18 protein-coding genes are annotated in these 12,232 nt (G+C 29.3%); 16 read left to right on the forward strand and 2 right to left on the reverse strand.

Annotated features, from left to right (window positions below):
• Window positions 1-183: 183 nt before the first annotated feature.
• The 13 genes from HNQ00_RS15990 to HNQ00_RS16050 all read left to right on the forward strand — a co-directional run bounded on the left by HNQ00_RS15990 (window position 184) and on the right by HNQ00_RS16050 (window position 8,487).
• Window positions 184-486 (forward strand): nucleotidyltransferase family protein, encoded by a 303-nt coding sequence (locus HNQ00_RS15990; protein ID WP_073022160.1) that lies wholly within the window; start codon window positions 184-186, stop codon window positions 484-486.
• Window positions 476-814, forward strand: coding sequence for a HepT-like ribonuclease domain-containing protein (locus HNQ00_RS15995; RefSeq protein WP_173839508.1), 339 nt, complete (start codon window positions 476-478; stop codon window positions 812-814). The genes HNQ00_RS15990 and HNQ00_RS15995 overlap by 11 nt, the downstream gene beginning before the upstream one ends.
• A gap of 166 nt (window positions 815-980) precedes the next feature.
• Window positions 981-1,739: a hypothetical protein gene (locus tag HNQ00_RS16000; protein ID WP_173839509.1), complete on the forward strand. Its 759-nt coding sequence runs from the start codon at window positions 981-983 to the stop codon at window positions 1,737-1,739.
• 168 nt (window positions 1,740-1,907) lie between these two features.
• A complete protein-coding gene (locus HNQ00_RS16005) occupies window positions 1,908-2,498 on the forward strand; it encodes a hypothetical protein (RefSeq protein ID WP_173839510.1) in 591 nt (196 codons plus the stop codon).
• A gap of 130 nt (window positions 2,499-2,628) precedes the next feature.
• Window positions 2,629-2,940, forward strand: a complete 312-nt coding sequence (locus HNQ00_RS16010) for a hypothetical protein (protein WP_173839511.1) — start codon at window positions 2,629-2,631, stop codon at window positions 2,938-2,940.
• A 10-nt stretch (window positions 2,941-2,950) separates the two neighbouring features.
• Window positions 2,951-3,208 carry a histidine kinase gene (locus HNQ00_RS16015; RefSeq protein ID WP_173839512.1) on the forward strand — a complete coding sequence of 86 codons (258 nt, stop codon included), beginning with the start codon at window positions 2,951-2,953 and terminating at the stop codon, window positions 3,206-3,208.
• 146 nt (window positions 3,209-3,354) lie between these two features.
• On the forward strand, window positions 3,355-3,996 hold the full coding sequence (locus HNQ00_RS16020) for a hypothetical protein (protein WP_173839513.1): 642 nt from the start codon (window positions 3,355-3,357) through the stop codon (window positions 3,994-3,996).
• Window positions 3,997-4,129: 133 nt separating this feature from the next.
• On the forward strand, window positions 4,130-4,825 hold the full coding sequence (locus HNQ00_RS16025) for a hypothetical protein (protein WP_173839514.1): 696 nt from the start codon (window positions 4,130-4,132) through the stop codon (window positions 4,823-4,825).
• Window positions 4,826-5,017: 192 nt separating this feature from the next.
• Window positions 5,018-5,866 (forward strand): PD-(D/E)XK nuclease domain-containing protein, encoded by an 849-nt coding sequence (locus HNQ00_RS16030; protein ID WP_173839515.1) that lies wholly within the window; start codon window positions 5,018-5,020, stop codon window positions 5,864-5,866.
• Window positions 5,867-6,014: 148 nt separating this feature from the next.
• Complete coding sequence (locus HNQ00_RS16035) at window positions 6,015-6,287, forward strand: hypothetical protein (protein WP_173839516.1); 273 nt, start codon at window positions 6,015-6,017, stop codon at window positions 6,285-6,287.
• Window positions 6,272-6,748: a macro domain-containing protein gene (locus HNQ00_RS16040; RefSeq protein ID WP_173839517.1), complete on the forward strand. Its 477-nt coding sequence runs from the start codon at window positions 6,272-6,274 to the stop codon at window positions 6,746-6,748. Before HNQ00_RS16035 ends, HNQ00_RS16040 begins: the two co-directional genes overlap by 16 nt.
• Window positions 6,749-6,937: 189 nt before the next feature.
• Window positions 6,938-7,537 (forward strand): hypothetical protein, encoded by a 600-nt coding sequence (locus HNQ00_RS16045; RefSeq protein ID WP_173839518.1) that lies wholly within the window; start codon window positions 6,938-6,940, stop codon window positions 7,535-7,537.
• Window positions 7,538-7,719: 182 nt separating this feature from the next.
• Complete coding sequence (locus HNQ00_RS16050) at window positions 7,720-8,487, forward strand: hypothetical protein (RefSeq protein ID WP_173839519.1); 768 nt, start codon at window positions 7,720-7,722, stop codon at window positions 8,485-8,487.
• A 283-nt stretch (window positions 8,488-8,770) separates the two neighbouring features.
• Here HNQ00_RS16050 and HNQ00_RS16055 read toward each other — a convergent pair whose 3' ends face one another.
• Complete coding sequence (locus HNQ00_RS16055) at window positions 8,771-9,226, reverse strand: hypothetical protein (RefSeq protein WP_173839520.1); 456 nt, start codon at window positions 9,224-9,226, stop codon at window positions 8,771-8,773.
• 41 nt (window positions 9,227-9,267) lie between these two features.
• Window positions 9,268-10,062, reverse strand: a complete 795-nt coding sequence (locus tag HNQ00_RS16060; protein WP_173839521.1) for a hypothetical protein — start codon at window positions 10,060-10,062, stop codon at window positions 9,268-9,270.
• Between the two features lie 242 nt (window positions 10,063-10,304).
• Here HNQ00_RS16060 and HNQ00_RS16065 point away from each other — a divergent pair, with 242 nt between their 5' ends.
• The 3 genes from HNQ00_RS16065 (at window position 10,305) to HNQ00_RS16075 (ending at window position 12,175) form a co-directional block, all read left to right on the forward strand.
• Window positions 10,305-10,853 carry a hypothetical protein gene (locus tag HNQ00_RS16065; protein WP_173839522.1) on the forward strand — a complete coding sequence of 183 codons (549 nt, stop codon included), beginning with the start codon at window positions 10,305-10,307 and terminating at the stop codon, window positions 10,851-10,853.
• Window positions 10,854-11,013: 160 nt separating this feature from the next.
• The gene (locus HNQ00_RS16070; protein ID WP_173839523.1) at window positions 11,014-11,751 is read left to right on the forward strand and encodes a hypothetical protein; all 738 of its coding nucleotides are present in this window, start codon (window positions 11,014-11,016) and stop codon (window positions 11,749-11,751) included.
• Window positions 11,752-11,953: 202 nt separating this feature from the next.
• Window positions 11,954-12,175, forward strand: coding sequence for a hypothetical protein (locus tag HNQ00_RS16075; protein WP_173839524.1), 222 nt, complete (start codon window positions 11,954-11,956; stop codon window positions 12,173-12,175).
• Window positions 12,176-12,232: the final 57 nt, after the last annotated feature.

Below are 12,232 nucleotides of genomic sequence, written 5' to 3' on the forward strand. Positions count from 1 at the left end.
TGTGGTAAATTCACGTTTATCTTTCGCAAGAAGTTTTATCTTAGCCGAAAGATTACGGTCACGAAGTCCGCCACTTCTGCAAGCCGCGACACGTTACCAGAAATACGCCCAAAATTGCGGAAATTCACAATAAATTATACAACTAAATTTCTTTTGATTACTTTTATAAAAAAATAGATAAAAATGAATTTGATTGAAAGTCATATAAAAGACATTTTAAACTTATGTAAATCACATAAAGTTAAATCACTATATGCTTTTGGTTCAGTTTTAAATGATAAATTTAATGCCGAAAGTGATATTGATCTGATTGTAGATTTTCAACAATTAGATGTTCTAGATTATGGAGATAATTATTATGATTTAAAATTTTCTTTAGAAAATATTTTCAAACGAAGTGTCGATTTACTTGAGGAAAAAGCAATAAAAAATCCTTTTTTTAGAAAAACTATAAATCAAAAAAAACAGTTGATCTATGGACAATGATATTAAAACTTGGCTTTATGATATTTTAAGTTCTATCAATGAAATTGAAAGCTATTATATTGATACTCCAAAATTATTTGAGGTTTACCAAAATGATTTAAGAACAAAAAGAGCTATTGAAAGAAATATTGAAATAATTGGTGAAGCAATGAACCGAATTCTGAAACTTGATAACGAAATTGTAATTTCGAACTCAAGAAAGATCGTAGATGTTAGAAATAGAATTATTCACGGATATGACTCAGTTTCTGATGATGTAATTTGGGGAATTGTAATTAGAAATTTACCAGTTTTGCAAAAAGAAGTGGAAGAATTACTTGGCGAATAAATGTACTTCTGGTAACAGCGGTTTGCATAAATGGCGAGATATGTGGTAAATTCACGTTTATCTTTTGCAAGAAATTTTATCTTAGCCGAAAAATCTCGGTTACGAAGTTCGCCACTTCTGCAAGCCGCGACACGTTGGCAGTAATTTTAACAAAAATCGTAGTAGAATGAACATATTCAAAAGAATATTTGGAACAAAATCTGAATTAAAAACTAATCCAAAACAAGAGATTACTGAATCTGAAAATACTTCTTTTCTCTCTTCAACAATGACTCAATCTAAATTAGACAACTTAAAAGTTGGTGATGTTATAAGTTTTGGTGAAAAAGACAAAGATGAAATTGTTTATGAATCTTTATGGATTGAAGCAAGTGAAAATCCTTTTAAAATGAGAATTTTCGATTGCAGAGAATATGCACTTAAAATGATTTCAACAACTCAAAATCAAGAAATTGCGAATAAATTTTTGGAATTGAGAAATATTGATGGATCTGAATATATTGGGAAATTCCCTGAAAACGGAGCAAAATGTGAGGTTGATTTAAATTTCGAAACGGAAGGACAGCAATTACCTGATGGAATTTTGTTTAAATCTTCTAAAATGGAGGAAAAATGGGATATTTATAAATTTGTCAATTTTATATTCTTTGTAAGAAGTTGGACGGGAGAATTAGTATATTTCTGTAATTATATTCCAACCAAATCGGGATTTAAAGTTGATTTAATAGTTTTAGACGATAATAAAATTGACCAAGAAGATGAATTTTTTGAGTTTAAAGTTGTACAATTTCTAATTCATAGTTATGTTTTAGTTTATCCAGTTCCTCATCCAATTCCAAAAAGTTTAGAAAATGATAAAAACAAAATATTGAATTATTCGTTTTCGATGTTTGGGAATAAAGGATTATACGCATCATATGAATAAAAAACTACTGCCAACAGCGGTTTGCAAAAATGGAGAAATATGTGGTAAAATCACGTTTATCTTTCGCAAGAAATTTTATATTAGCCGAAAATAATCGGTTACGAAGTTCGCCACTTCTGCAAGCCGCGACACGTTGGCAGCAAGCTTGAAAAAAAAAATCGAACCTAAATGGAAAGTAATTTAATCAAAGAATCAATTGAAAAAGAAAGAATTCAACTGAAATTTTATGAATACTTAATTCATTACAGGCTTTCTATTTTATTGTTTTTAGTAGCAATATTTAGCTTTACAAATGGTTTACAAAATATCTCAACAATAATCTTAAAATTAAATAATATCCAAACTAAAATTGGCTTCTTTTTTACAATATTGAGCGTGATTAGTTTTGTTTATCAGAGAAGTCGACTCAAACTTTTATCAGTTGAAACTAACGAGGATGGATTATTATTAATTGAAAAAGTTAATGAGCTCGCAAAACAAAAAAACTGGAGTGTTGAATCGCAAACTAAAGATGCTTTAATAATAAAAACTAACCGCTCATATCCGACTTCAAGATTATTCATTTCAGAAAGTGGTGGCGAAAATGTATATGTTTTCTACAAACCAAATAAAATATTAATTAGAAGTGTTTTTGACTTCGAAAAGAGCAATGGATTTGTAGTTTCAAAAGGCGAAAACAATGAAAATGAAAAATTTATTTTTACGAAGATAAAGCCAGCTGCCAACAGCGGTTTGCAAAAATGGCGAATTATGTGGTAAATTCACGTTTATCTTTCGCAAGAAATTTTATCTTAGCCGAAAAAAATCGGTTACGAAGTTCGCCACTTCTGCAAGCCGCGACACGTTACCAGCAAGCGCCGCGCAAAACGAAAAAAAAACGAATATATCTATGGATTCTAAAATATTATTAGGTAAAATTCTTCAACGTTTTAGTGATATGAAAAGTTCTCAAATTGAAGATTATAATAGTTTTGGTTACATAAGAGAAACAAATAATGCTGTCTATGTTTCGCGTGAAAATGGAAAAGACACAAGAATTCCTTTTGACAAATTAATTATTGGAATTGATGCTTATAAAGAATATCCAAATCTTTATTTAGAAGGACCAAACGCTTTAAGACAATTTGAAATTAAATATATCACAAGTCCAGTATGGTCTTTACTTCATTTGTTAACGCAAGAAAATTATAAACTTAAATAATAAAATAGAAATGAAAATAAAAGTTAGAAATTACTCAGAAATTGCTAAAGAGTTAAAAACTGATTATCCAAAGTTAACCGAATTTGAAGTGTTGAGTTTAGCAATTCAAATTGAAAGAAATGAAATTTTAGAAAATGGTTTAGTTGTTAGTTCTGATGATAAAAATCCAAGTGGATTAGAGGCTATTGGAATTGCGCTTGGATATACAGATGGACAATTTAAAAATACAATCACAAATGTTTTAACTGAAATAGCCCAGAAAGAATAATGCCAGCTGGTAACAGCGGTTTGCATAAATGGCGAAATATGTGGTAAATTCACGTTTATCTTTCGCAATAAATTTTATCTTAGCCGAAAAATATCGGTCACGAAGTTCGCCACTTCTGCAAGCCGCGACACGTTATAAGCCATATTATGAAAACGATACTTAGAGATACATTTGAAACTAATATTGGCGAAATTGAGTTGTCAATAAAATCTGAATATCCAGTACAATATTCGGTGAAAGACAGTTTAGAAGTAGAAACCAAAAATTATAAAATAGAAGTTGTAGTTATTGATTTGAGCAGAATGAACTTTCCAAAACATATGAAAATTGAAAATTCAAAAGGTTGGAGAATTTATATTGAAAAGAAAACTAACAAATCTGAAAAACTAAATATTCTCTGCAAACTAAAAAACAACAATACTGAAACAACTTGGGATTATAATAGTGGCGAAAATTTAGATGCCGTTGAAATTGAAAATCGAACAGAACTGCTACATATTGGAACCGAAGATGGAGAAGTTATAAAATGGCGAGCCGAAAATAATGATTGGTTTCCAATAAGGCTAAAAAATGAAATAAGTTTGGAAAAACCAATTACGAATTACATAGATTTTGGTTTTGAAAGTATGATTCCTAACTTGGAAATCAATGAAAAAATGTACTTACATTTCTTAGTAGCAACAAGAAAGAAAATCGAAAAGAATGACAATGAAAATATATCAACTTGGATTGCAGTGGACAATAGTAAAAAAGAATTAGACGAATTAAATATAAAATACGGCTTATAACAGCGGTTTGCAAAAATGGCGAAATATGTGGTAAATTCACGTTTATCTTTCGCAAGAAATTTTATCTTAGCCGAAAATAATCGGTCACGAAGTTCGCCACTTCCGCAAGCCGCGAAACGTTAGCCAACATATTATGAAAAAACTGCTAAAAATAACATTTTTACTTTCATTATTAATCCTTTTTTCAAATTTTGAAAAGAAAGTAGATGACGTGGAATTTGAAAAATATGTGTTGACTGAAATTTTCCCAAAAATAGTTGACTCTATTTGCGTTGATAGTAGAAAGATGAATCCGCCACCAAAATTTGGAAAAGAAACTTGGAATAAAGGAAGACTCGTAAAAGTTGACACTTCAAATGTTACAAATGAAGAAAGAATCAACTATCAGAATTGGAAAACAGAACAAAAAAGAGTTGATAATGATACATCTAAAATATTTATAGGTTTCGACCAATATTTATTGAATTATGGACAAGAAAGATTATCTGGAGAATTAAAATTATTAAACTCAAACTACAGCGATTTCAAGTTTGATTATTCAAAAATTAAGTTAAACAGAAAATTTAAAATAAAAAATATGTCTGACTTTCCAAAAGCAGATATTCTATTAAAACATCATAGAGTTTTATTATATGAACAAAAATATGATTTTGTGTTTTCTGGTTTACTTGAAATTTCAAGAATAAAATTCGACGAGAATAAAAAAAATGGAGTTTTAGAAGGTAGTTTTAGTTATTGTGGAAGATGCGGAAGAGGTTACCGAATATATATAATGGAAATTAACGGAAATTGGATAATCAAAAAAATGGAAGATACTTGGATGTCGTAAAAATACGTCGGCTAACAGCGGTTTGCATAAATGGCGAAATATGTGGTAAATTCACGTTTATCTTTCGCAAGATATTTTATCTTAGCCGAAAATAATCGGTTGCGAAGTTCGCCACTTCTGCAAGCCGCGACACGTTGGCAGTAATATTACCGCAGAAAAGGAGAATTCAAGAAACTAAAACTAAAATATTAAATGGATTCACTAAATCAATTTAGAGAAGAACAAATTCAGAAAATCTTATATGAAATGAGTTCAAATTATTACGATATAGATAATCGTAATGAATTCTATTCCCTTCAAAATAATCACGAAGAACCTGACCTTGGTTATGAAATGTATTCTGACTCTTTAGAGGATAAATTCATTGACAATGCTAAAAGTGTTTATTTATTGATATGTAGCTATATTGAGGGAAGAAATGAAATAGAATACCTAAAGCAGTTTAAAAATGTTATATCTCCAAAATTAGAACTAAGAAGTGATATTTTATCATCAGAATACGATTCTTATAACCAACAAAATTATAGTGCATTATTGAGTGATATATGGAGATTTCTCAAAACATATGAATTCTTTGGACAAAAAAATGACGAATATTTACGAAAAAGAACAGGAATATATTATTTAGAAAACATATTAGAAAATACAGCTGTCATCTTAAAAGATTTAAATAAAATTCCAAAATCTGAAACGGAAGTTTATAACGCAGTAAAAGTTATTTGTAAAGGTGTTTTTCCAACTGCAAACTATCCAACAACTCCTTTTATATCAATAGCACAAGAATATAAACCAGACATTTTATTACCCTCTTTAAATACTGCTATTGAATATAAATATGCTCGAACAGAGGAAAAATTAAAAGCAACGATAGACCAAATTTTAGTAGATGTAGTTGGCTATTCAAATCATTCTACTTATAAATTATTCTACGCCGTTTTTTATGTGACAGGTGATTTTTGGGGCAGAAAAAAATTTAATGAAATATGGAAAGAAAAAGGCTTTCCAAAAAATTGGATTGGAATATATGTAGTAGGAAAATAAAAATACTACTGCCAACAGCGGTTTGCATAAATGGCGAAATATGTGGTAAATTCACGTTTATCTTTCGCAAGAAATTTTATCTTAGCCGAAAGTAATCGGTCACGAAGTTCGCCACTTCTGCAAGCCGCGACACGTTAGCAGTAACCTTATGACAGAACTATACTACAAAAGACATTTTAATGAAGTTCGGAAAGAAAAATCTGAAACTTGGGGAACTTGTATTTATTATTTTGAATCCAATCAAAAAGGAGAAATATTGCGACAAATTGAAATCTATGACAATGGTAAAAGACTAAAATACAGTGAAGATTCTATTGAAGACGAATTTGGATTTCTTGCTGACCAAAAAATTGACCTTTTAGAATTTGAAGAATACACAATCGATAAAAATGATTTTGAAAATCAATGGAAAATGAAATAAATTATCTTATTGGAGATGCCACAAAACCTAAAACAACTGACAATAAAATTATTGTACATATTTGTAATGATATTGGAGGTTGGGGAAAAGGATTTGTAATGGCAATTTCTAAACGTTGGAAAGAACCTGAAAAAGAATATAGAAAGTGGTTTAAAACCCAAGACAATTTTTCACTTGGAGAAATACAATTTATAAAAGTTGAAAATGACATTTGGATTGGAAATCTTATTGGACAGCATAAAATAAATCAAGACGAAAATGGCAATGCTCCTATTCGCTATGACGCAATAAGAAGTGGACTTAATAAAGTCGCCGAATTTGCAAAAGAAAATAATGCGTCTGTTCATTTACCCAGAATTGGTTGTGGACTTGCAGGCGGAACTTGGGATAAGATAGAACCCATATTGAAAGAAACTCTATTAACAAATGAAATCGTAACTTATGTTTATGACGTTACGTAAAAAAAGGCTACTGCTAACAGCCGTTTGGCGTGATTGGGGATTTAGTGGAATTAGCGTTTTTTTAATTACCTTTACGTTAAGCCGAAAATACTCGGTTTCAAAAGTCCCCAACCACGCCAAGCGCCAAGACGTTACCTGCTATTTTGCCGCAGAATCGAAGAACTCAGTAATTTAATAAAAAATCAAATAATGAAAACATTTTTTATAATAATTCTGGCATTTAGTTTACAAATTACATTTTCTCAAAAGACTGACCCTTGTGTAGAATATATTCCTTGTAACATACAAAATCCAGATAAATATATATTCATTGGAAAAAAGATAGATATTAATCGTCTTAGCCAACCAAATTATTGTAACGATTATATACCTCATTCAAAATATAAATCAAAGTATGAAATATTAAAAAAAATTTCTAAAAATATAGATTTTGAAATTGCTGATTGTGTATTATATGACCATAGTATAAAAGTAAAATATTATGAATTTGAAAATCTTCTTTTATTTGTTGCCAAAGGTTGTGATGAACTTAATACATATCGATATGAACCAGTTTACAGAATGAAAAATGGAAATTGGGCATCCCCCATTTTTTATGAACATAGTAATACCATAAGAAAAAGTAACAAAGAACCTCACAAAGTTGATATGGCGGAACCAATCATCATTTCTCGCTATCAATCTGGCGGAAAATTAGAAGATACTTTTCCAGAACCCTATTTCGAAATCAAGCAAGGAAAAGTATATATGAAATATGGATTTTATCCAGAAGACTTAATAACCAATTGAAAACAAAAAAACAGCAGGTAACAGCGGTTTGCAAAAATGGCGAAATATGTGGTAAATTCACGTTTATCTTTCGCAATAAATTTTATCTTAGCCGAAAATAATCGGTCACGAAGTTCGCCACTTCTGCAAGCCGCGACACGTTGTAAGCAATTTTACCGCACGAAAACCTTAAACAAGAACAATTGGAAATTTTACAAAACATAACAACTGCAGATTGGATAAACATTGTTATCGCTATGATAACTCTACTTACTGCAATTATCGCTTTGCTAACGATTAATGAAATGCGTAAACAAAGAGTTCATAGTTACTTTCCTGATATAAATATGGCAAACTTCTCTTTTTATGTTTATAAAGGAGATTTTGACGAAGAAAATAAATCAGTCTATCTCTATTCATACAAAAATAGAAAAAAAGAAAATTCAAAAATTGGAGGATTTAATGAATTGAAGATTGGTATTAATAATATTGGTTTTGGTGTTGCAAAAAATGTTAGATGGACTTGGAATTTTGACTTTGAAAATGCCAAAGAAATTATGTGTAACGATGAGAGCGTAAAATGGGAGAAAAACGAAGAGTATATTATTATAGATTCCATTTTGCAAAATATTGAATGGGCTTTTGATATTGTTGAATATAATGCTGGAGGAAATTTCAATTTTATTTTACCGTACGGAAATGAAAATAGAAAAACAGAAATTGTCATACCAGATTATTTTATCAATTTATATTGGTTATATATGGTAAATCAAATAAGTGGAAAAGAACAAACAAAGTCCATTAAAGATTTCTTTCCATTATTAGAACTAATTGTAAAATACACAGATATACATTCTAATCAATTATCAAAAACCTTTTTAATTGAAATAAGATTTGATATGATTACAAGTCCAAAAGAAGATACGAAAGAACTTGCCAAACTTAGATTTGAAATATCGGAAAAACAATAAAAACTGCTTACAACAGCGGTTTTGCGAGATTGCGAAATATGTGCAAAATTCAAGTTTATCTTTCGCAAGAAATTTTATCTTAGCAGAAAAATCTCGGTTACGAAGTTCGCAACCTCGCAAAGCCACGAGACGTTATGCCTCATTGTACAAGAACTTCCGCATAAAAGAAACGGAAACAGTGATTTTGAGAAATAGACGTTACTAAAAAACAGTAACAGAATGAAACAGTTTTTAATTAAAATAGTTCTTAAAATTTTTGGAAAAAGTAATGTGTTGAAAGCTATTACAAATTATAGTTATAATCGCAGGACTCTACGTTTAGAATAATCTTACTTAGACTTGGTACTTTTAGTAGGTAAGGGTTCTTAGTTTCAGTCTTATCTCTTGTGTCAAAAAGTATTTCATTTATACAGCCAACAAAATGAGCCTGAGAACATTCAGAAACTATAATCGAGTTTATTTTATTGGTGTTTATATAGAATATTGACTTGCTACTATATCGGTAAAAAGTGCCTTTGGTTACTGAAATACTGTGAAGCACAAAACAAGAAATTAAGACGTCTGAATTTACAGTAATTTCAAATCCATCGGATGTCTTTACAACATCAAAACTAAAGTTTAAAATTTGTGGAGTTACATCATCTTTATCTGTTTTTATATACTCCCAATCAACGACAGATACTGGTAGAGACTGTTTGGATATAATTTGAAATTCAAAAGTACTTAAATCTGTTCGCATATTTAAAAGTTTAAAATGAGTGCCGAAAGTAAGAAAATAAACTAACTTATTTTTCTAATTTCATAAGTAATTGAAGATTGAACTTCTGAAAGCAGGGTATCAATTTCAATGTTTTCTAATTTTCGTATATTACTTATATTATTATAAATAGTACCACCAAAAGTTGAATCAACACTATACATTTTTACCTCTTTTATATTTTTTAAAGATGTTATTATATAATTAACCCTTTCATTTTTAAATCCGTTATCGCTTTTAGCAGATTTGCTAATACAACAATTTGTAAAGTATGAAAAGGTGGTTAATGCGTAATATAAACTCATCTCCGCATCCTCTTCCTCAACAGACTTATTAAATAAATTCGCATAAAAACTACCTTGTATATAATCTAAAACAAACTCAAAATCAATATGTCTACTTTCATATTTCTTATAATTTTTTTCATATTCGCCCAATTTCACAGAAACTTCTGTTTTGAAGATAGCTTGCTCAGCTGCACTTTGAGCAATAAGAGATTGAGAGTTAGAGATTACGTTTGTAATCTGTTGTTCAATAGAACGTTCTTGCAGTCTAAATCTTTCGTTTATAAAATGGTAAGAAGAAAAACCAGCAAAAACAAGTGCAAAACCAATAACACTTAAAATTAAGGTAACGGAGTTATTTAGTTGAGTGAGGTAAAAAGTTTCCTTATAATCAGTTGTAGGTAAAACAGGTTTATTTTTAATAGTTGACTCTAAAGACTTGATTCGTAAAGATAAGCTGTCAATTTTATTTTGTTCTGTTGAAGAGAAACTGTATAAAAATATAACTAGTAAACATAAGAGTAAGTTTTTCATAAAACAGAAATTAGAATGACGAAAGTAAGAAAAGATTCTTAAATTGCCGTGGAAAATAGGAATAAACAAAACAACGAGGCATAACAGCGGTTTTACAAGATGCAAGGATTTTGTGGAATCACCGTTTCGCCAGAAAAAGAACATAAAACAGAAAAATTAATTTTTACGAAGCCTTGCACCATCGTAAAGCCGCAAAACGTTGTGCGACATTGCCGATTTTGCGGTTAAAAATCTAACTAAATATGGAAAATCTCCAATTAATTTTGACTAGTACTTTTGTGTCTGGAATAGTTTCGGTACTTGTTTCATATATCATTTCTATCAAACTTAAAAAACTCGATTTCAAAAATGAGTATTATAAAGAAATATTAAAGAAAAGATTAGTTGCATATCAATACATAGAAAGTCAATTAGCGGTTCTTAAAACCGTTGTACTCGATGAAAGTGATAATAAACCATATCATATGATGTTTTCTTATAGTGATGTTGAATTTTTTGATTTTCAAAAAAATATGATTATTGCTATTAGTTTTAGTTTGTGGATAGATGATGAAACAACTCAGAATTTAGAAAAGTTAAATGAACTTTTTTACAACTTAAATATTAAAACTGATGGAAAATCTAATGCTGAATTAATTGATTTGGGTAAAAAATATTATCAGCAAATTTCTGATTTGAGATTTGAATTAGAAAATTCAACAAAAAGAGGATTATATAATTTACACGATATTGGAAAAGCATTTAAAACGAAGAAAAAAAATACACAGAGAAATATTCGTGAACTGAAGTAACGTCGCACAACAGCGGTTTGCAAAAATGGCGAGATATGTGGTAAATTCACGTTTATCTTTCGCAAGAAATTTTATCTTAGCCGAAGATAATCGGTCACGAAGTTCGCCACTTCTGCAAGCCGCGACACGTTGTACGACATATTACCCAAAATGACGAAAAATGAGACAATTAAATTCTGAAGAGTTAATAAATAAATTTGAATCATATTCAATAGATATAACAAATTCAAGTTTTGAAAATTTGGACACAAAATTAAATCAGATTTTTAATTTCCTTTATCAACAAGAAATTGCAAATAGAATATTAGAAAGAATAAATGAAGATTTTTTAGAACTTAAATCCAAAATTTACATAACTGAAAATTTAAGAAATTATAAATATTATAAAGAAATTACGAACGGATTAAATGATCGAGAATTACAAGGTGCATTTGCTTTTTTTACAATAGTAGAAAAATATAAAATTGAAAAAAAACATTCAAATTACTACATTGAACTAGCTAATAAGTGGTATAAATCAAGTGGGAATTATAGGGATTGGAAAGATGAATTTATCGCTAATTTTTGGGAGCCATTTGCTGAAATTTTTGAATGGTATATTAATGAAAGTAAAACGGAAACTGAAAACGACTTTTTTTCGAAAGAAGTTCAAGAAAATCTTTTTGAAAAACTAAATGAAATTCAAGAAATGGTTACTAAATTGGGATTTGGACAAGAAGTAGTATTTAACGAAATTAATGATTTACGAAAATTAACCAAAAAACTAAACAAAAAAAATTGGAGCGAAATTATAAAAGGCAAATTTATTGATTTAAGTTTAAGTGGAATAATATCAATTGAAACTGCAAAAAAAGTTATTGAAATGTTAACAGGAAATGAAATAAATCTATTGAACTAAAAAATACGTCGTACAACAGCGGTTTGCAAAAATGGCTAGATATGTGGTAAATTCAAGTTTATCTTTCGCAAGATATTTTATCTTAGCCGAAAATAATCGGTCACGAAGTTCGCCACTTCTGCAAGCCGCGACACGTTGTGCGTCATTTTGGCGGAACGAAAACAGAAACGAAAACAGAAACGAAAACAGAAACTGAATAGATATGGAAAAAGAAAAAGTGTTAAACTTCCTGAATAAATATGATTACAATTATTCAGAACAAAACAATACAATATTTGTAAAATTAGAACTTGCACAACAAGTGATAATTGAATTTAATGATCCAAATAAAATAATAATAAAAGACAAACTTATTGGTTGGAATTTTCTAACTGGAATGATTGAAATTATTTTAGCCCCTTATAAGTTCAGAGTGATATTCTAAATTTCAAATAGTACATTTGAGATATGAAATACAAGAAATGGAGTTTAGAAGAGAAGT

Source organism: Flavobacterium aeripolare, from assembly GCF_013294025.1.
Taxonomy (GTDB): Bacteria; Bacteroidota; Bacteroidia; order Flavobacteriales; family Flavobacteriaceae; genus Flavobacterium.

Bases quoted from the DNA above. Each gene is read 5' to 3' on its own strand.
- HNQ00_RS16015 (WP_173839512.1), top strand. From the start codon at position 2,951: ATGAAAATAAAAGTTAGAAATTACTCAGAAATTGCTAAAGAGTTAAAA.
- HNQ00_RS16060 (WP_173839521.1), bottom strand. From the start codon at position 10,062: ATGAAAAACTTACTCTTATGTTTACTAGTTATATTTTTATACAGTTTC.
- HNQ00_RS16075 (WP_173839524.1), top strand. From the start codon at position 11,954: ATGGAAAAAGAAAAAGTGTTAAACTTCCTGAATAAATATGATTACAAT.
- HNQ00_RS16030 (WP_173839515.1), top strand. From the start codon at position 5,018: ATGGATTCACTAAATCAATTTAGAGAAGAACAAATTCAGAAAATCTTA.
- HNQ00_RS16040 (WP_173839517.1), top strand. From the start codon at position 6,272: ATGGAAAATGAAATAAATTATCTTATTGGAGATGCCACAAAACCTAAA.
- HNQ00_RS16035 (WP_173839516.1), top strand. From the start codon at position 6,015: ATGACAGAACTATACTACAAAAGACATTTTAATGAAGTTCGGAAAGAA.
- HNQ00_RS16070 (WP_173839523.1), top strand. From the start codon at position 11,014: ATGAGACAATTAAATTCTGAAGAGTTAATAAATAAATTTGAATCATAT.
- HNQ00_RS16025 (WP_173839514.1), top strand. From the start codon at position 4,130: ATGAAAAAACTGCTAAAAATAACATTTTTACTTTCATTATTAATCCTT.
- HNQ00_RS15995 (WP_173839508.1), top strand. From the start codon at position 476: ATGGACAATGATATTAAAACTTGGCTTTATGATATTTTAAGTTCTATC.
- HNQ00_RS16000 (WP_173839509.1), top strand. From the start codon at position 981: ATGAACATATTCAAAAGAATATTTGGAACAAAATCTGAATTAAAAACT.
- HNQ00_RS16065 (WP_173839522.1), top strand. From the start codon at position 10,305: ATGGAAAATCTCCAATTAATTTTGACTAGTACTTTTGTGTCTGGAATA.
- HNQ00_RS16010 (WP_173839511.1), top strand. From the start codon at position 2,629: ATGGATTCTAAAATATTATTAGGTAAAATTCTTCAACGTTTTAGTGAT.
- HNQ00_RS16045 (WP_173839518.1), top strand. From the start codon at position 6,938: ATGAAAACATTTTTTATAATAATTCTGGCATTTAGTTTACAAATTACA.
- HNQ00_RS16005 (WP_173839510.1), top strand. From the start codon at position 1,908: ATGGAAAGTAATTTAATCAAAGAATCAATTGAAAAAGAAAGAATTCAA.
- HNQ00_RS15990 (WP_073022160.1), top strand. From the start codon at position 184: ATGAATTTGATTGAAAGTCATATAAAAGACATTTTAAACTTATGTAAA.
- HNQ00_RS16055 (WP_173839520.1), bottom strand. From the start codon at position 9,226: ATGCGAACAGATTTAAGTACTTTTGAATTTCAAATTATATCCAAACAG.
- HNQ00_RS16020 (WP_173839513.1), top strand. From the start codon at position 3,355: ATGAAAACGATACTTAGAGATACATTTGAAACTAATATTGGCGAAATT.